The 16,925-nt window shown below is 70.0% G+C and carries 16 protein-coding genes; 10 read left to right on the top strand and 6 right to left on the bottom strand.

What is annotated here, in order from left to right; all coding sequences use genetic code 11:
* Positions 1 to 351: 351 nt before the first annotated feature.
* The 3 genes from ACQUSR_RS17255 (at position 352) to ppk2 (ending at position 4,713) form a co-directional block, all read left to right on the top strand.
* On the top strand, positions 352 to 1,752 hold the full coding sequence (locus tag ACQUSR_RS17255) for an FAD-binding oxidoreductase (RefSeq protein WP_431043465.1): 1,401 nt from the start codon (positions 352 to 354) through the stop codon (positions 1,750 to 1,752).
* Between the two features lie 290 nt (positions 1,753 to 2,042).
* On the top strand, positions 2,043 to 2,495 hold the full coding sequence (locus ACQUSR_RS17250; protein ID WP_431043464.1) for a hypothetical protein: 453 nt from the start codon (positions 2,043 to 2,045) through the stop codon (positions 2,493 to 2,495).
* A gap of 1,354 nt (positions 2,496 to 3,849) precedes the next feature.
* Positions 3,850 to 4,713, top strand: a complete 864-nt coding sequence (ppk2, locus tag ACQUSR_RS17245) for a polyphosphate kinase 2 (protein WP_431043463.1) — start codon at positions 3,850 to 3,852, stop codon at positions 4,711 to 4,713.
* Positions 4,714 to 4,781: 68 nt separating this feature from the next.
* Here ppk2 and ACQUSR_RS17240 read toward each other — a convergent pair whose 3' ends face one another.
* Both ACQUSR_RS17240 and ACQUSR_RS17235 read right to left on the bottom strand, forming a co-directional pair.
* Positions 4,782 to 4,952, bottom strand: a complete 171-nt coding sequence (locus ACQUSR_RS17240; protein ID WP_431043462.1) for a hypothetical protein — start codon at positions 4,950 to 4,952, stop codon at positions 4,782 to 4,784.
* A gap of 38 nt (positions 4,953 to 4,990) precedes the next feature.
* Positions 4,991 to 5,347, bottom strand: a complete 357-nt coding sequence (locus tag ACQUSR_RS17235) for a PRC-barrel domain-containing protein (RefSeq protein WP_431043461.1) — start codon at positions 5,345 to 5,347, stop codon at positions 4,991 to 4,993.
* Positions 5,348 to 5,506: 159 nt separating this feature from the next.
* On the opposite strand from ACQUSR_RS17235, the gene ACQUSR_RS17230 reads away from it, so the two are divergent.
* Both ACQUSR_RS17230 and ACQUSR_RS17225 read left to right on the top strand, forming a co-directional pair.
* Positions 5,507 to 6,340: a YhjD/YihY/BrkB family envelope integrity protein gene (locus ACQUSR_RS17230; RefSeq protein WP_431043460.1), complete on the top strand. Its 834-nt coding sequence runs from the start codon at positions 5,507 to 5,509 to the stop codon at positions 6,338 to 6,340.
* A 345-nt stretch (positions 6,341 to 6,685) separates the two neighbouring features.
* Positions 6,686 to 7,927, top strand: coding sequence for a PP2C family protein-serine/threonine phosphatase (locus tag ACQUSR_RS17225; RefSeq protein WP_431043459.1), 1,242 nt, complete (start codon positions 6,686 to 6,688; stop codon positions 7,925 to 7,927).
* Positions 7,928 to 8,189: 262 nt separating this feature from the next.
* Here ACQUSR_RS17225 and ACQUSR_RS17220 read toward each other — a convergent pair whose 3' ends face one another.
* Positions 8,190 to 9,818 (bottom strand): serine/threonine-protein kinase, encoded by a 1,629-nt coding sequence (locus ACQUSR_RS17220; RefSeq protein ID WP_431043458.1) that lies wholly within the window; start codon positions 9,816 to 9,818, stop codon positions 8,190 to 8,192.
* Positions 9,819 to 10,010: 192 nt separating this feature from the next.
* Positions 10,011 to 10,841, bottom strand: coding sequence for a hypothetical protein (locus tag ACQUSR_RS17215; RefSeq protein ID WP_431043457.1), 831 nt, complete (start codon positions 10,839 to 10,841; stop codon positions 10,011 to 10,013).
* A gap of 265 nt (positions 10,842 to 11,106) precedes the next feature.
* On the opposite strand from ACQUSR_RS17215, the gene ACQUSR_RS17210 reads away from it, so the two are divergent.
* Genes ACQUSR_RS17210 through ACQUSR_RS17200 form a run of 3 tightly spaced genes read left to right on the top strand, consistent with a single transcriptional unit; the run spans position 11,107 to position 14,519 of the window.
* The gene (locus ACQUSR_RS17210) at positions 11,107 to 11,847 is read left to right on the top strand and encodes an ABC transporter ATP-binding protein (protein ID WP_431043456.1); all 741 of its coding nucleotides are present in this window, start codon (positions 11,107 to 11,109) and stop codon (positions 11,845 to 11,847) included.
* Positions 11,848 to 11,878: 31 nt separating this feature from the next.
* Positions 11,879 to 13,237, top strand: coding sequence for an FtsX-like permease family protein (locus ACQUSR_RS17205; protein WP_431043455.1), 1,359 nt, complete (start codon positions 11,879 to 11,881; stop codon positions 13,235 to 13,237).
* On the top strand, positions 13,230 to 14,519 hold the full coding sequence (locus ACQUSR_RS17200) for a sensor histidine kinase (protein WP_431043454.1): 1,290 nt from the start codon (positions 13,230 to 13,232) through the stop codon (positions 14,517 to 14,519). Before ACQUSR_RS17205 ends, ACQUSR_RS17200 begins: the two co-directional genes overlap by 8 nt.
* A gap of 19 nt (positions 14,520 to 14,538) precedes the next feature.
* Here ACQUSR_RS17200 and ACQUSR_RS17195 read toward each other — a convergent pair whose 3' ends face one another.
* Both ACQUSR_RS17195 and ACQUSR_RS17190 read right to left on the bottom strand, forming a co-directional pair.
* Positions 14,539 to 15,210, bottom strand: coding sequence for a response regulator transcription factor (locus ACQUSR_RS17195; RefSeq protein ID WP_431043453.1), 672 nt, complete (start codon positions 15,208 to 15,210; stop codon positions 14,539 to 14,541).
* 40 nt (positions 15,211 to 15,250) lie between these two features.
* A complete protein-coding gene (locus ACQUSR_RS17190; protein ID WP_431043452.1) occupies positions 15,251 to 15,769 on the bottom strand; it encodes a helix-turn-helix domain-containing protein in 519 nt (172 codons plus the stop codon).
* A 114-nt stretch (positions 15,770 to 15,883) separates the two neighbouring features.
* Between ACQUSR_RS17190 and ACQUSR_RS17185 the strand changes: the two genes are divergently transcribed.
* Together ACQUSR_RS17185 and ACQUSR_RS17180 are read left to right on the top strand one after the other, a co-directional pair.
* Positions 15,884 to 16,375: a YbaK/EbsC family protein gene (locus ACQUSR_RS17185; protein WP_431043451.1), complete on the top strand. Its 492-nt coding sequence runs from the start codon at positions 15,884 to 15,886 to the stop codon at positions 16,373 to 16,375.
* 47 nt (positions 16,376 to 16,422) lie between these two features.
* On the top strand, positions 16,423 to 16,887 hold the full coding sequence (locus tag ACQUSR_RS17180; protein WP_431043450.1) for a DUF2000 domain-containing protein: 465 nt from the start codon (positions 16,423 to 16,425) through the stop codon (positions 16,885 to 16,887).
* The last annotated feature ends 38 nt before the right edge of the window (positions 16,888 to 16,925 follow it).

Here is a 16,925-nt window from a genome sequence, read left to right as displayed (position 1 = left end):
CAAGACCAGGCTGAGGTTCCCAGCGACCGAAGACAGACACGAGCCGTGCCACAACGTGCCAGTAGGGACGGTGAACAGCGGTCAACAGCAGGCACGGGAAGATGGTTGTGAGCCCTGAAGCTGGTGGTCTTTCCCGCAGGTCAGAGGCCGTCTGAGCGCTCAAGTGCTGGGTGATTCCCAAGCTCAGAGCGCGAGTTCGATTCTCGTCACCCGCTCCATAGCGAAGGCCCAGGTCAGAGACCTGGGCCTTGTTTGTTGCGGCGGGACCAGGCCCACCGCTGCGCACCTGCGGTCGGACGGGCGGCGGCGTAGCATCCGACAGAGAGCCCCGAGAGACTCCAGGGAGGCGCGGTGGCGTCCCTGCAGGTGAAATCGCGAACCGGCGACCTAGTACTCCTGGACGAATCGGCTGCCGAGCGCTTGGGTGCGGAGCTGCGCGGCGAGCTGCTTCGCCCGGATGATCAGGCATACGACCAGGCGCGCGCAGTCTGGAACGGCCTGATCGACCACCGGCCCGCACTGATCGCCCGCTGCTCCGGAGCAGCCGACGTCGTTCAGGCGGTCACCTTCGCACGCGAGCACGACCTGCTGGTGTCAGTGCGAGGAGGCGGGCACAACATCGCTGGCAAAGCGGTGTGCACCGGCGGCCTGATGATCGACCTCTCGCCCATGCGAGGTGTCGCGGTCGATCCGGAGTGCTGCACCGCCCGAGTCGAGGGAGGTGCGACCCTCAAGGAACTGGACCGAGCCACGCAGGCATCGGGCCTGGCCACGACGGCGGGCGTCGTGACGCACACGGGCGTCGCCGGGCTCACTCTGGGCGGCGGCGTCGGCCGGCTGGCCCGGAGGTACGGCCTGGCCTGCGACAATCTGCGGTCCGCGGAGGTCGTCACCGCCGACGGCCGGATGGTGAGGGCAGACGAGTCCGACAACGCCGACCTCTTTTGGGGTCTGCGGGGCGCCGGAGCCAACTTCGGAGTCACGACCTCCTTCGAGTTCCAGCTCCACCGCGTGGGCCCCGAAGTGCTCGGAGGTGTCGTCGTCCACCCCCTGGGGAAGGCGAAGGCCGCCTTGAGGTTCTACGGCGAGTACTCCCTGTCGGCTCCCGACGAGCTGTCGGCCGACGCGATCTTCCTGACTTCGCCGGATGGCGACCCGATGCTCGCCATCTCCGTCTGTTACGTCGGGTCGGTGGAGGAAGGCGAGCGCGTACTGCAGCCACTCCGGCGGTTCGGCCCGCCGCTGGTCGACGAGATCGGCCCGGTCGCGTACACGGAGCTACAGGCCGCGGCCGACGCCTTCTTCCCCACCGGCCTCCGCTACTACTGGAAGTCCCATTTCCTGGAGCGGATCACCGACGACACTGTGGAGGCCACGGTGGACCACTTCGCCCGCGTCCCGTCCCCCAGGTCCCTCATCGTCTTCCAGCAATACGGCGGTGCAGTCAGCCGCGTCGACCCATCCGCCACGGCCTTCCGTCCCCGGAACGCGCAGTACGACAACTTCGCCGCATCCATCTGGCCCGGCCCCGGGGAACTCCAGACACAGAGGCAGTGGGTCCGGCGGTGGTGGGACATGGTGAGCCCCTTCTCCCTGGAAGCCGAGTATGTGAACAACCTGGGAGAAGAGGGCGAGGAGCGCGTGCGTGCGGCCTACGGCGGGAACTACGAGCGGCTGGTGTCCCTCAAGAACACGTACGACCCCGCCAACTTCTTCCGCCTGAACGCGAACATCCGGCCAGGCACGCGATGACCCCCAACAGCGCATCCTCCGGCCTCGGCTCGGATCGCAGTAGAGGCAGCCACCGAGCGCACGGCCAGCGAAGGTCCTTAAGCATGCAGGCCCGGGCGATTCACCCGTCTCGCGCAACTACCGCGCCAGTAGGAGCGGTAACGCACGGGCGACCACGGTGTGCAGGATGGCGGTCCGCCCAAGCCGCCAAGAGCCACTAACTTGAAGCGGGCCGACGGCAGGTGGGACCGGACTCTCTATACCGTGGCCAAGTGGGAAACGTATTTTGCGGCGGAGGAGACAGTCTCTCCTTGTCCAACGGCGGCACGAGCGTCTTCGTCGACGTACTGATGCTCGCCGTATCCGATCTCGCTCACGATGCATGGGACTACCGCTTCGCAGCGCTCCTGACGCTGCAGGACCAGAACGTCATGGGACGCGGGGCTGTCGGGTTCGACCTGGAGGACATCGAGTGGGGTCAGACGCCGTCCGAGCAGACCCAAGCCAAGAACTTCGTGATACGCGCCATCGACCTCGCCATGCGCCGGCACCGCTGGGACGAGCTGAGATACGAGCCACCATTCGCACATGACTACCTGCGGCAGTTCAGAGCCATGGTCAAGTCGTTCGACACAGCCACGGCCGGACGTCATGACGGCGTCTTCCCCAGCTCTGCCGAGGCCGCGAGGGCTTCGTGCGTACGTCATCGGATCCTGAGCGCGTTGCCGTACTGGGAGGGCTGTCTCTTCTGTACCGGGCAGTGACGGCAAGCACTCACTCGCGATTCGGTCGGGTGGCCACAAGCGCCGAGGCGCGACACGAATCTCTACGGCGCGGCAGACAGTCTGGCTGCCAATCTCTCCAGCAGGGCTCGGCCAGTCGCTCAAGAGGTTGATCGTTCCCGACAAGCGTCTGCTCAGCCGATCGCGGGACGCCTGGCGACCTGCTACGCGGCGCAACGCGCGGCCCTGGACACCAAGCGGGCAGGCGAGGAGCCAGCCCGATGCCCGGACGAGCGTACGGGCCCTGCTCAGGGACCCGGGTTTCAAGGTTCGACTGGCTCCACGTCGATGATGACGGCCCCGTCGCCGCTGACGCTGCCGTCCTCGCCGCTTCCCCAGGAACCACCGGCAGACCCGGCGGTGCCGGGGCCGGCACCGCCGAAAAGCCCACCTGGGCCGCCGGAGCCACCACTGCCGCCAGAGCCGACAGGAGAGCCCCCGTCCCCACCACTGCCGCCAGCGCCGTAGGCGTCGCCGTCGACGACGATGGCATCGCCACCGCCCCCGCCAGACCCGGCACCCCAGAGGCTGCGTCGTCTGCGCAGCAGCACTGTCAGCGACCACCATCGGTGGGAGCAGCCCGCCAACCAGCGTTGCCACACCTACGCCGACCCGTATTCCCAGACCAGCGTGCCTCTGCAGGTTTATCGAATACCGCACCACGATGTGCCTCCGCGCTTCAGAAGAAAGTGAACGCGCCGGGTGTCGGCAGCTCTCTGAAACGCGAACGAAAGGGATTGTCTGCAAGGCAGAACGTGACGCCAATGCCACAAGAGGGCCGGGAAGGAGCGCAGCAGAGACTGCGGTTCAGGCAATGTCACATGAAAGGTGCCATTGAGGCAGCTGGGGCGGCGACCGGCGCGGCGATCCCTCTGGCGGGGCAGCGGCGGCACGGCGGCATTTGTCTGTCTCGCACCACTACCGCACCAGTAGAGACGATCAGCCACGGGCAACCGCGGGTGCAGCCGACGGCCTCGTCAGACCGCGCCTGGCAGCACGACGGTCCGCCGACCTGCGGCGACGCATCCAAAGCCCCTGTGATTCCCAAGCTCAGAGCGCGAGTTCGATTCTCGTCACCCGCTCCACAGAAGTCCTAGAACTGCGGCGCAAAGATTCGGCCGCAGGTGGCGCAAGGCGCGGGACAGGGTAGGGCAAAGGCCCAGGTCGGCGACCTGAGCCGATCAACCGGCCTACACGCCACCTGCCCCGCCGCAGTCGTCCCTCACCGTCGCCCCCTCTGCGCGGGACGACAAAAGCCACACCGTGCCCATCGGGCGGGGCGCCGCCGTACCCGCCATGCTGGTCCCGTCGACACGTGGCGCGGGAGGTGAGGACGGTGCCCGGCGCGAAGCGGACGAAGAGCAGCACGCCGACGGACGAGAGCAGGACCAGTCGCCTGCCCCGAGCCCTGTACGAGAAGGAGCTGTTCCGTCTGCAGACCAAGCTGGTGAAGCTCCAGGAGTGGGTACGGGCCGAAGGCGAGCGGCTCGTCGTGCTCTTCGAGGGGCGAGACGCGGCCGGCAAAGGCAGCACGATCAAGCGGGTCACCGAGCACCTCAACCCGCGCGTCGCACGCATCGTCGCCCTGCCGGTACCGACCGAGCGCGAGCGCACTCAGTGGTACTTCCAGCGCTACGTCGAGCATCTCCCGGCCGCGGGCGAGATCGTGCTGTTCGACCGCAGCTGGTACAACCGCGCCGGCATTGAGCGGGTCATGGGCTATTGCACTCCGGACGAGCACGAGCGCTTCCTCCGCCAGTGCCCCCTCTTCGAGAGGATGCTCGTCGAGGAGGGGATCCTGCTGCGCAAGTACTGGTTTTCGGTGAGCGATGCCGAGCAGGAGCAGCGGTTCCGCAAGAGGTTGAGCGACCCCACGCGCCGCTGGAAGCTCTCCGCGATGGACCTGGAGTCCATCACCCGCTGGGAGGCATACTCGCGCGCCAAGGACGAAATGTTCGTCCACACCGACATTCCCGAGGCGCCCTGGTACGTCGTGGAGAGCGACAACAAGCGAGCGGCCCGCATCAACATGATCGCTCACCTGCTGTCGACCGTGCCGTACGGAGATGTCCGGCAGCCGGATCTCCGTCTGCCTCCGCGCCCGCCGTCGAGCGGCTACGAGCGCCCTCCACGGCACCTCCAGACCTACGTGCCGGACCACGCCGCGGCGCTGCTGAACCGGGTCAGACCCGCGCCATAGCGGGACCGCTGCTCACGCCCCCGCACCGCTCGGCCGTTTTCGTCCCGTCCATGAGTCGGCTGCCAGCGCTATCGGATGGGGCGCCGCCCCGTCCGTCGGGACCAGCGCACGGCGATGAAGACCAGGTCGACCACCAGGAGCACGATGCCGATGATCAGCAGGTAGCCCAGACCTTCTGCCACCGCGCCGATGATCCCCAGCACGACGGCCACCAGTGCGAGGAACAGGAAGAGAGCCATGACGCGAACGCCTCCTTGGGACAGGGCGCGGGCGGCGGTCAGCGGCGTGCGAGTTGCCGTTCGCCGCCTGCTCCCGGCTGGTAGGTCATGTCGTAGTGCCTGAAGACCGCTTCCTCTGCCCCGGCGGGCAGGATGTCGTCCATACCGACCGAGGGTGCCTTCTTCACCAGCGCCCTGGCGTAGGAGACCTTGAGGTAGTCCGGCCCGAGAATCGCGTCGTCCAGGGGTACGAAGGCCAGGCGGTGACGGGTGGGGAGTCCGGTCCGGACCGTGGCCACGGCCGGTTCGTCGGTGGTGGTGTCCACATAGATCGCTTCGAGCACGCCGATCTTGTGGCCCTTCGGGTCGACGACGTTGCGGTTGCGCCACTCACGGATATCGGCTGCCTGGATCATGGCGTGCCCTCCTGAGCCGTTCACCCAGCCGGTGCGAGCCGTCAACACAGGCAGTCACAGCCCGCCGCGACCGGCAGTCCTTGCCCCTTCCAGGCTATCCGGGAACCTGCGCGTCGCGCGTTCGCGCGGTGACCGTATCGACCGTGGTAGTCGACGGGCATGCCGATGAAGCCTTCCAGTGCAGCAGGCCGCCCATCTCTGTTCGGACGACTCCGCGACGCGATCAGCCATTCACCAGTGGGACGCGGATTGCGGCGGAGCAGAGATCTGGAGCTGTGGCAGCGGTCCCTGGGCTTCGCGGCGTTGGGGCTCCTCACGCTGGTACCGCTCCTGATCATTGTCTCCTCGGGCGATCCGGAGAACGGGCGGGGGTTCGCGCAGTGGCTGGGGGAAGGACTCGGGGTCTCGACTACCGCCAGGGAAGAGGTCGAGCGGCTGTTCATCCGGCCCAGCCAGGCACTGCGGACCACGACCGTGTTCGGCATTGCCGCCCTCGCCGTCTTCGGTCTGTCCTTCGGTGCGGCGGTGCAGACCGGCTACGAGAAGGTCTGGGATCTGCCGCCGGCCCGCTGGTGGGCCAGGTGGCGGCATGTGGTGTGGCTCGGCGTCCTCACCGGCTACCTCTTCGTCTCCGCGACCACCACACTGCGGCGAGAATCCCCGGCGGGCGCTTCCGCCGCCGCGCTGAGCGCCGTCGTGTTCTTCTGGTGGTCGCAGCGCCTGCTGCTCGGCGGGCGGGTCGCCTGGCGCGCTCTGTTGCCCGGCGCGGTGGCCACCGTGATCGGACTGCTCGGTCTCAGGGTCTTCTCCCGGGTCGTCTTCTCGCCGTTGATCGCATCCAACGCGGTCACCTACGGGCCCTTCGGAACCGTCCTGGTCCTCCAGTCCTGGCTGGTCGGCGTCGGTGTCGTCGTCTTCGGCGGTGCGGTGGTAGGCCGTCTGGCCCACGAGGAGATCCCACGCGTGGCCCAGGCGCTGAGAAGGCGAGGATGAGATACGGCTTTCGGGGGGACGCAGCCGACGTGACACAGACCCTTTTCGATCAAGGGCCGCACTGTCCGAGAAGAGCCCTTCTGCCGGATAAGCGACACAGGCATAGCATGGTTAGTGGACCGGTGCACTCTCACGTGCAACCGGCCCGGAAGGGCGGCCCCGGTGTGTATATGCCGGGGCCGTTGCGCACCGTCGGCGGACGGCCGGCAACCAGCGGGTCCTGGCGAGTGTGGCGGCCGAGCAGCACCGAAGCCCAGCACGAGGCTGCCTGTGACCCACTCGTTGGAGACCACCGGCTCGGGACGTGCAGGCGAAATCAGGCCGGTGAGCTGAAAGGGCACGGCGATGACGGAGGGTGATCGGCAGCCTGGCAGGGACACAGTGGACCGGTCGGAGGGGTTCGGTGAGCGGCTGCTGGGGGTGCTGCTGGACCGGGCACACGAGATGCCGCCTCAGCTGGTCGCTCCGCTGATCGCGGAAGAGGTGGCCAGGGTCGGTGGCCGGGACATCTCGATCCTCCTGCAGGACTACGCACAGCTGCTGCTGGTGCCGCTGCCGGGCAGACGTCTGACCGTAGGCGAGCCCGAGCCGATCGCTGATTCCCCCGCCGGCACGGCCTTCCTGGAGGCGACCACTGTCGAAGTACCGCAGGCAGACGGTCTCCGCATGTATCTACCGTTGCTGGACGGCAGTGACCAGGTGGGTGTGCTGGCCCTCACTCTGGATACCGTCGATGACGACGACCGGCGCTTGCTGCGCAGGCTCGCCGGTTTGATCGCCGACATGCTGGTCACCAAGCACAGCTATACCGACCAGTTCTTCCTCGCCCGGCGCCGTGAACCCATGAGCGTGGCTGCGGAAATCCAGTGGTCCTTGCTCCCGCCGCTGGCGATGTCCGTGCCGCAGGTCTCAGTGGCCGGGATCCTGGAGCCCGCCTACAGCGTCGCCGGGGACAGCTTCGACTACGCGCTCAACGACGACATCCTGCATGTGGCCGTGGTTGATGCCATGGGCCACGGCCTGAACGCCGCCACGATGGCCACGGTCGCCATCGGCGCCTACCGGCACTCCAGACGTGCCGGCATCGGTCTGTCCGAGATCTACGCGTTCATGGATCGGGCCATCGCCGAGCAGTTCGGCCCCGAACACTTCGTGACCGCGCAGATGATGCGCCTGAACACCGCAACGGGTCACCTGCAGTGGGTCAACGCGGGTCACCCCCCACCGCTGCTCATCCGCAACCGCCAGGTCCTCCGGCAACTGGAGAGCCCGACCACCTTGCCGGTCGGCTTCGGAGGTGAGGAACCCCAGGTCAGCGAGCAGACACTCCATCGTGGCGATCGGGTCCTGTGCTTCACCGACGGCCTGATCGAGGAGCACGAAGCCGGCCAAGAGCAGTTCGGCGAGGAACAGCTCATCCACTGGGTCAACCGCATCGGGCAGAAAGAGAAGGGCGTGCGGGCAGTGGTGCGTTCGCTCTCCCACACACTGAAGGAGGAACGGGGCGGGAGCACCAGTGACGACGCGACCCTCTTCCTGATCGAGTGGCACGGGGGCGCCGCCGACCACCTCGCCGTCCTGGAGTGAGCCGACAGCCGGCCCGGCAACGAGCCAGCGGACCAGTAACCGGCCCTCCCCCCCTCCCCCCGGCTCCACCGCGTGGCCGCACGACGGCTTCAGTGAACGTCGGTGAGTGGAGCCACCAAGACCTGCTCGCGCCGCCGCCCGCGAGATGGCCGCCCGCGTGGGAACCCGGGTGCTGGCTCACCGTGACCGCCTCCAGCCCGGCGACGACGTACGCCCGATCGCCGCCGAGCTCCACGGCGGACTGCGCACCGTGGCAGCCGGTTCAGCGCGAAGTCGGGTCCGACAGCTCCTGCGCCGCTCGCCAGACCGTCATGTCCACGGTCATAAAGCCGATCTTCGGCATCGCGGTCGACTTCACCTGAATCACCAGCAGCGCGATGTCCCCGGAGGGGTGCTTGACGCAGATCTCGCTGCCGGCCGCCGCCGCGGCCAGCGGGAGGCGGCGGTCTTTGACACCGGTGAGGGCGACACGGCAGGAATCGAAGGAGGCTCCCGGCTTGCCGTACAGCATGGTGATCACGCTGGTGTCGCTCTCCAGCGCGCAGCGGGTCTCCGTGCAGACGAAGCGGATGTCCCCCTTGCGGTCCTCGCGCCCGACCGGCTCCTTGATGCTCAGCGAGGTCTTCTCGTCCAGCCACTGGAGGGGGTACGGGACGGCTCGCGGCGGATTGGGCGCGGTCGAGGAGGGCCGCGATGCCCTCGGTGTCCGGCCACCGGGCCTCGATGCCGGTGTGGCCGCCGATGGCGAAGCCGACGACCGTCCGGACGCCGTCGAACCGAGCGGCGAGGACGTGGCCGCATCCCGGTCGCGAGACCTGTCCGCCGCCTCCTTGACCGTCCACGCCAAGCCCGTCAGCAGCAGCGCCCCTGCCGTCACGGCCGCGGCCGTGATCAGCGCGGTGCGCCGCCTACGCGCCCGCCGCTCGTCCGGCCACACCGGCTGCGGCCGCGCGACCAACGGCAGCGTGTGCACCGGGGTGGGGTCGGGGACCGGAGACGGAACCACCACCTCCGGCCCCATGACCTCCCGCCAGACGGCCGGGCCGGCGCCCGCGTCGGCGTCCCGGCCCAGCCGCTGCCGGCACCACTCGACAACCTCCGCCGGGGTGGCCCGCTCCTGGGGATCGGCGGCCAGGCAGCGGGCGATCAGCGGACGGAGCTGCTCGGGCAGACCGGACAGGTCGGGTTCGGAGTGCACGATCCGGTACAGCACGCTGACCGCGGAGCCGTCCCCGTACAGCGGCTCGCCCAGCGCCGCGAACGCCGCCGTCTGCCCCAGCGCGAAGACGTCGGTCGCCGCCGTGACCTCACCCGCGGTCGCCTGCTCGGGAGCCATGAACTGGGGCGTGCCGACGGCGAAGCCCGTGGCTGTGTGCGAGGTGGCGTCCGAGGCCAGCGAGATGCCGAAGTCGATCACACGCGGCCCGTCGGCGGCCAGCAACACGTTCGACGGCTTCAGATCCCGGTGCACGATTCCCGCACCGTGGATGGCCTGCAGCGCCTCGGCCACCCCCGCCATCAGCCACAGCACCGCGGGCACCGGCAGTGGTCCACGCCGGGCGACGGCCTCCGCCAGGGACGGCCCGGGTACGTACAGCGTGGCCAGCCAGGGCGGTACGCCGTCCGCGTCGGCGTCGATCAGCTCGGCGGTGTACGCGCCCCGGACCCGCCGGGCCGCCTCCACCTCCCGGCGGAACCGCCGTCGGAAGGCCGGGGCGTCGGCCAGCTCCGGCCGCACCACCTTGATCGCCACCGGTCGGCCGCCCTGTGTGTGCGACAGATAGACCCGGCCCATGCCACCCGCGCCGAGCCGGGCGGCAAGGCGGTAGCCGGCCACCACGGGCGGATCGTCCGCCTGCAGCGGCTGGAACACCTCAGTCGCGTTGTTCATCGGCCTCTTCCCCGAATCCCCTGGTCAACCGACCGGCCGACCAACGGCAGCAGCCTAGGCGGGCGGGCATCGACGGCAATCGGAGGGGGATCCGAGCGCGCCGCGGCGATGCGTTCGGGGCGATGCGTTCGAGGCGATGTGTTCGAGGCGGGCAGGAGTCGGGCCGGGGGACACCCGGCCCGACTTACGGCGTCAGGCGCACTTGCCCTTCAGCCACGCCTTGTAGTCCTTGCTCCACGACGTGCCGATGCGTCGCGGCCCCTGAGCGAGCGTGCTCTGCCATCGCGGGTGGTTTCCGGAAGCCGCCGGCACAGGCTCTTCCCAGCCGATCCCGTCGACCCACGTGGGGTAACCGCGCAGCGTGGCCTCCAGGCCCGCGGCCTTGACGCGTCGGTCGAGCTCGGGTCGCAGACGGTCGTCGCGCGTGTAGATCATGATTTCCTGGCCGGCCGTCCGTTCCCGGATCGGGTCGAGGACCTCACGCCACGCACTGTCCCGGACAGCGGCGTCGCTGTGCAACAGAGACTGCTTCGCGTCGCCCTTGAGTTCCACGAAGGCGACGAGCTTCATTGCCTTGAGGCGGTCCAGCCACTCCCGGAAGGTGTAGACGGTTTCCCCCTTGTAGGGACCCCTGCTGATCTTCCGCCCCTGGAGTTTGTCCGCTCCGCTGGCCCACGAGATCTCCGTGATCGCCTTGCGCGTACCGGAGAGTCCATTGGTCGTGCTGTTGTGCCACATGACCCCCTTGGTGCCGTTCATGGTGAGCTGGAGGTCTCCCTCGACACCGTCCGCGCCCCAGCTCTTCTGCTCGGCGAGAGCACGGGGGTTGTTCGGCTGCCGGACCTGGTCGCGGTCCCAAGGGGCGTCTCCGGTCGGGTAGCCGCCGTGCCCGAACACCTGGGGGCAGGCGGGCAAAGCGGCGGATGCCGCGGCCGTGGACGGAGACGCGGAGGCGGTTCCCGGCAGCATGGTGGCCGCCAACATCGCGAGAACGGCACCTCGGCCCGCGTTTCGGAGCTTCATCGAGTCGCTCTCCCCCCTTCTGCTTCTGCTTCATGGTTCGTGGCCCGCGTACCCCTACTCGCCATGCCGCTGGGGCCGTTAAGGGCGGCACGGCAGAATGATCATACGAATTGCGTTCATGGCCGCTGTCACGGAGCTTGCGCCCCGCTTGCGTTGCTGTGTGCAGGGCCGTCTCTGTGGGCGAGGCCGGGGTTCGGATATCCGAACCCCGGATTCGGGTGGGAGCACGATCGATCGGCGGGCCCGCGCTGCCGAGGATGACGTCATGACCTTGTTGATGACGGAATCCGCCGCCCGGGCGGAGGGACTGCACCGCGAGTACGGTCGGGGCGCCGCCGCCGTGCATGCGCTGCGCGGGGTGGATCTGGCGTTCGGGCCAGGGACGTTCACCGCGGTGATGGGGCCCTCGGGCTCGGGGAAGACCACGCTGCTGCACTGCCTCGCGGGGATGGACCGGCCCACCCGCGGTGCGGTCTGGTGGGGCGGTACGGAGGTGTCGCGACTGCCCGAGCGGCGGCTCGCGCAACTGCGCCGGAGCCAGGTCGGGTTCGTGTTCCAGGCGTTCAACCTGATGCCGGCGATGACGGTCGCCGAGAACGTGGAACTGCCCGGCCGCCTCGCCGGTGAGCGAGTGGGCCGGACCGAGGTGCTGGACGCGCTCGCCCGGGTCGGCCTGGCCGGCCGCGAGCGGCACCGGCCCGGGCAGCTGTCCGGCGGCCAGCAGCAGCGGGTGGCGATCGCCCGGGCCCTGGTGTCCCGTCCCGCGGTGCTGTTCGCGGACGAGCCCACCGGCGCCCTGGACCGCGCCACCGGCCACGAGGTCCTGGCGCTGCTGCGTGCCGGCGTGGACCGGGAGGGGCAGACCTGTGTGATGGTCACCCACGACCCGGTGGCCGCGGCGTATGCGGACCGGGTGGTGCTGCTGGCCGACGGCCGGGTGGTTGACGACCTCGACCGGCCCGGGCCGCAGAGCATCACCGACCGGCTCAGCCGGCTGGGCGGGTGAGCCGGCCGTGACGGGTCTCGCGCTCGGACAGATGCGGCAGCGTCCCGCCACCTTCCTCGGCCTGGCGGCCGCGCTCTTCCTGGCCGTTGCCACGGTGACGCTGTTCGGTTCGCTGCTGGCCGCGCAGCTCGACGCCCCCGCCGGTGCGCGCACCGCTCCGACGGGGCCCGGGCTGACGGTGATCGCGGCCGCGTTCGGCGAAATCGCCGTGCTGGTGGCCTTCTTCGTGGTGGTCAACGCACTGGGCTTCGCCGTCCGGCAGCAGCACCGGGAGCTGGCGCTGCTGCGGACCATCGCCGCCACGCCCCGGCAGGTCCGGCGGCTGGTGCGCCGCCAGGTCGTGGCCGTCGTCGTGCTGGTGGCCGTTCCGGGGTCGGTGGCCGGCGCGTTCGCCGCCCGACGCTTCCTCACCGAGCTGAAGCACCGCGACATGGCCTCGCCCGCGGTGCGCGTACCGGCGACGCCCGTACCGATGCTGGTGGCCACTGCGGCGGCCCTGGTCGTGGGTACGGCGGCGGCAGCGGTTGCCGCGCGCCGCATCTCGCGGATCGCGCCGGCCGCCGCCATGGCGGCGAGCTCGACCGAGCAGGGCCGCACCGGCCTCATGCGGGTGCTCGTCGGCGCGGCCGCGCTTGTGGGCGGTGGTCTGCTCTGTCGCCTCGCCGCCACCCGGCCGCCGGACGAGGGGGACAAGGCGGGGCAGGCAGCGCTGCTGGCCTCACTGGTCCTGCTGGTCGCCGTCGCCCTGCTCGGCCCCCTCGCGGCCCGCGGCGTGGTCGCCGTCCTGGGCGCACCCGTACGTGCCGTGGCCGGGCGCTCGGGCTGGCTCGCCGACGCCAATCTGCGCGGGTACGCGCACCGGCTGTCGGCCGCCGTGGTGCCCGTGGCACTGCTGGTCGGTCTGTCGGGCACCATGTCGATCATGACGAGCACCGCCGAGCACGCGCTCGCCCGGGCGGCCGACCCCGGACTGGCCACCGTGACATCGGACACCGACACCTGGCTGCGGCAGGTCGAACTGGCGTTGCTGATCTGCTTCGCCGCCGTCTCGACGGTCAACACCCTGGTCGCCCTGACCGCCGACCGGCGCCGCGAGTTCGCGCTGCTCACCCTGGTGGGCGCGACACGGCGCCGGCTGTTGAGCATGCTCGGTATCGAGGCCGCGCTGACCACCGCGGTGGGCGTGGTGCTCGGCGGGCTGGTGGCCGCGGCCGCCTCCTCGTCGTTCAGCGTGGCGCTGACCGGCTCGGCGGTGCCGTGCGTCCCGGCGACCACCTGCGGCTGGATCGTCGTCGGCGCGGCCGCCCTCACCGTGCCGGGCATCCTCGGCACCGGCGCCCGGGCGGCCTCCGGGCCCGCGACGCAAAGGGTGGGCGGGCAGCGTGGCTGAGCGTGACAGCACGGCCGACCGCGTCGGCGTGCGCGGCGGCCTGCGGCGTCTCGCCGTCCGCGGGCACCTGCGGCGTTTCCCCGTCCGCGGGGGCGACGTCGCCTTCGCCATCGTCGGTCTGCCCCTGGCCGTGTTGGGCGGCGTGTACGCGCTGGCGGTCCTGTACGCCGGTGGGCTGCTCTCCCTCACCGTGCTGGGACTGCCGTTCGTGGTCGCGGCCCTGCGGGGCGCACGACGACTGGGCGACCTCCACCGGTGGCTCGTCTGCCGACTGCTCACGGAGCACATCACGGCGCCTGAGCCGCTTCCTCCTGTGGACGGCGTGATCGCCCGAGGACGAGCCGTGCTGACCGACCCGGTGGCCTGGCGGACCCTGCTCTACCTGCTGCTGCGGCTGCCGCTCGGCGTACTCGGCTTCGCCACGGCCGTCGCCCTGCCGCTCGCTGGCGGCTGGCTGATCGGCTACCCGTTGTGGGTCCGGCTGCTCGAACCGGGCGACCACCCCCTCGGATGGTTCGACCCGGCAGCCGTCCTCCTCGGCCTCGCCCTGCTCGCTGCCGTACCCGCCGCGATCCGCGCGCTGAGCTCGCTGAACCGGGGCCTGGCCCGACTCCTGCTGAGCCCCGCCCGCACCCAGCGACGACTGCGCCAACTCGAAACCGCCCGCAGCACACTGCTCGCCGAGAACACCGACCGTCTCCGCCGGCTCGAACGCGACCTGCACGACGGCACCCAGGCCCAGCTCGTCGCCATCGCCATCACGCTGTCCCTGGCCGACGACGCCCTCGCGGACGACGGCCGCTCCCCGGACCTCGCGCGGTTGCGCGCCCTCGTCGGCCGGGCCCGTGGCCAGACCGACGACACCATCGCCGAACTGCGCCGACTCACCCAGGGCATCCACCCTGTCGCCCTCGAATCCGGCCTCGGCGAAGCCCTACCGCCCCTCACCGCGGCCTCCCCCGTCCCCGTCGCCATCAGCCTGGACCTGCGGGAGCGTCCCGAACCGGCGATCGAACGGGCCGTCTACTTCTGCGTCGCCGAACTGCTCACCAACATCGCCAAGCACAGCGGCGCGAGCACGGCCGCGCTCGACGTCACCTCGGCAGCGGGCCGGGTACGGCTCACAGTGCACGACGACGGACGCGGCGGCGCCGCCCTCGGCGCCGGCAGCGGGCTGTCCGGCCTGGGCGAACGGCTGGCAGCCGTCGACGGCACCCTGCGGATCACCAGCCCGGCCGGCGGCCCCACCACGATCACCGCCGAACTCCCCACGCGGCTCTGAACGCGGCTCTGAACGCGACTCAGCGGCCGGTGCCCGCCTCGGACAGGTACGCGAGCACCGCCTTGACGCGGCGGTTGTCGGCGTCCGACGCCGGCAGGTCGAACTTGGCGAAGACCGCGGCCACGTACTTCTCCACGGCGCGCTCGGACACCACCAACCGCGCCGCGATCGACCGGTTGGAGTGCCCCTGCGCCATCAGCTCCACCGCCTCGCGCTCCCGCGGGGTCAGCGCATCGATCCGGCTCCGCTGCCCGCGCTGCATCAGCCGCGTCACCACCTCGGGATCGAGCGCCGTACCGCCCTCGGCAACCCGGTGCAGCGCCTCCACGAACTCCGACGTCCGGGCGACCCGCTCCTTCAACAGATACCCGACCCCCGCCGCACCGGCCGCCATCAACCGCTCCACCCAAGCCGTCTCGACATGCTGCGAGAACACCAGGACGCCCACCTCCGGCCAGCTCCGCCGGATCTCGACCGAGGCCCGGATGCCCTCGTCCGTGTGCGTGGGCGGCATCCGAACGTCCACCACCGCCACATCGGGCCGCTCCTCCTCGACCGCCGCCAAGAGCTCCCCAGCCGACCCCGCGGTAGCCACCACCTCACACCCCCGGGCGCCCAGCAGCTCCACCATCCCCTCCCGAAGAATGACGGAGTCCTCGGCCAGCACCACACGCAGTTGACGGTCGCTCATGCCCCCGATTATCGGCGGAGCCCAAGGACGACTCGACGCATCACTGCGGATAGCGGACCACCAGCAGAGCCTCGACGTCTGCGGACGGCGCCTGATACAGGTGCGGGACGTCGGCGAGCCAACTGCCGTGCCCACCGGGTCCGATCAAGACGGGGGCGGAGAGTTCACCGACGCGGGCAGTTCCGCTGAGGATGACGATGTGCTCTGTGGTGCCGGGTGTGTGTGCGGCGGACTCCTGCCTCGCTCCCGCTCGGATGCGGACCCGGTACGTTTCGGTGATCGCGGCGGTGTCCTCGAAGCGCTCGGTGAGGACGGCGTCCACGGCTCGCCCCGAGATCTCAGCGCGGAGAGCGGGGGCATGCAGGGCCGTGCTGAGGGGCACCTCCAGCGCCGTCGTGACGGCGTAGAGGGTTTCCAACGTGGGGTTGCGCCGTCCGCTCTCCAGCTCGGAGAGCGTCCCCTTGCCGATCTTCGACCTGCGTGCCACCTCGGACAGGGACAAGCCTCGCGCCTCGCGCAGCTCCCGCAGGCGCAAGCCGACTTGGGTGGCCAGGTTCATGGCGTTCCTTCGTTCTTCGTCTCGTCGCGTGATGTGCGGTTGATCCGGCGCTCCACACGATCTACTGTTCCATATGCAGAACGTTCCATATATGGAACGCAGGAAAGGAGCAGCATGGCATCACCGGAGGGCACGTCTCTGCCGGCCCGCAGCGAACAGGTGGCCAGGGCCCTCGCCGTGGCCGGCGCCCCGGGGACGGTGCGCTTGCTGGCGGAATCGGCGCGTACCGCCGCCGAGGCCGCCTCGGCCCTGGGGTGCGACGTGGGCGCGATCGCCAACAGCCTCGTCTTCATCTCCGACGACGAGCCCGTGCTGGTCCTCACCAGCGGCCGCCACAAAGTGGACACCACGGCACTCGCCGCCCGCTGGGGACGCGGCAAGCTCCGCCGCGCCACGCCGGAGCAGGTACGCGAAGCCACCGGGCAGGCGATCGGAGGCGTCGCCCCGGTCGCCCATCCCCGGGCCCTTCCCACAGTGGTCGACGAAGCCCTGACCGACTACCCCCAGGTCTGGGCCGCCGCCGGCACGCCCCACACGGTCTTCCCCACCACCGCCAAGGAACTCCTCCACCTCACCGACGGACTCCTGCTCCCCGTCGGCCCCTGACAGAGCGCAGGCGGCAGCGGACAGCCGACACCACCGGAAGGGACCTCATGGAACACGACCTGCGCACGGTCATCGTGCTCAACAAGAAGCTCGACCCCGGGCGCATGCTGAACGTCACCGGGCACCTGATGCTGGCCCTGGCCACGGGAATGCCCGAGGCGGACCGCCTCCGTCCACGCACCTACGTGGACGCCGACGGAGGCATACACCCGGCGATCTCCCACCACCCGGTCATCGTCTTGCAGGCCAAGAACTCCAACGCCCTGCGGACCCTGCGTGCCAACCTGCGTGAAAAGGGAATCTTTTGCACCGATTTCACGCACACGATGGCCGACGGAGGAACCGAGGTGCAGATGGAGACGACCCGCACGAGCCCGGAGGCGGAACTTGAGTACTACGGAGTGTGCTGCTTCGGAAGCCGAGCGCAACTCGACGCCATGACCCGGAAGTTCAGCCTGGTCAAAGGGACGACGGACTCGGCCGACCCGCCTGGCCGCACAACGGGCCGCTGACCTGCGATGACGCTTCCAGAGCCCTGGAGCGGTTCGAT

Source organism: Streptomyces sp. P1-3, assembly GCF_050613155.1.
In the GTDB taxonomy this organism is placed as follows: domain Bacteria; phylum Actinomycetota; class Actinomycetes; order Streptomycetales; family Streptomycetaceae; genus Streptomyces.
This window is presented reverse-complemented; position numbering and strand designations above follow the sequence as displayed.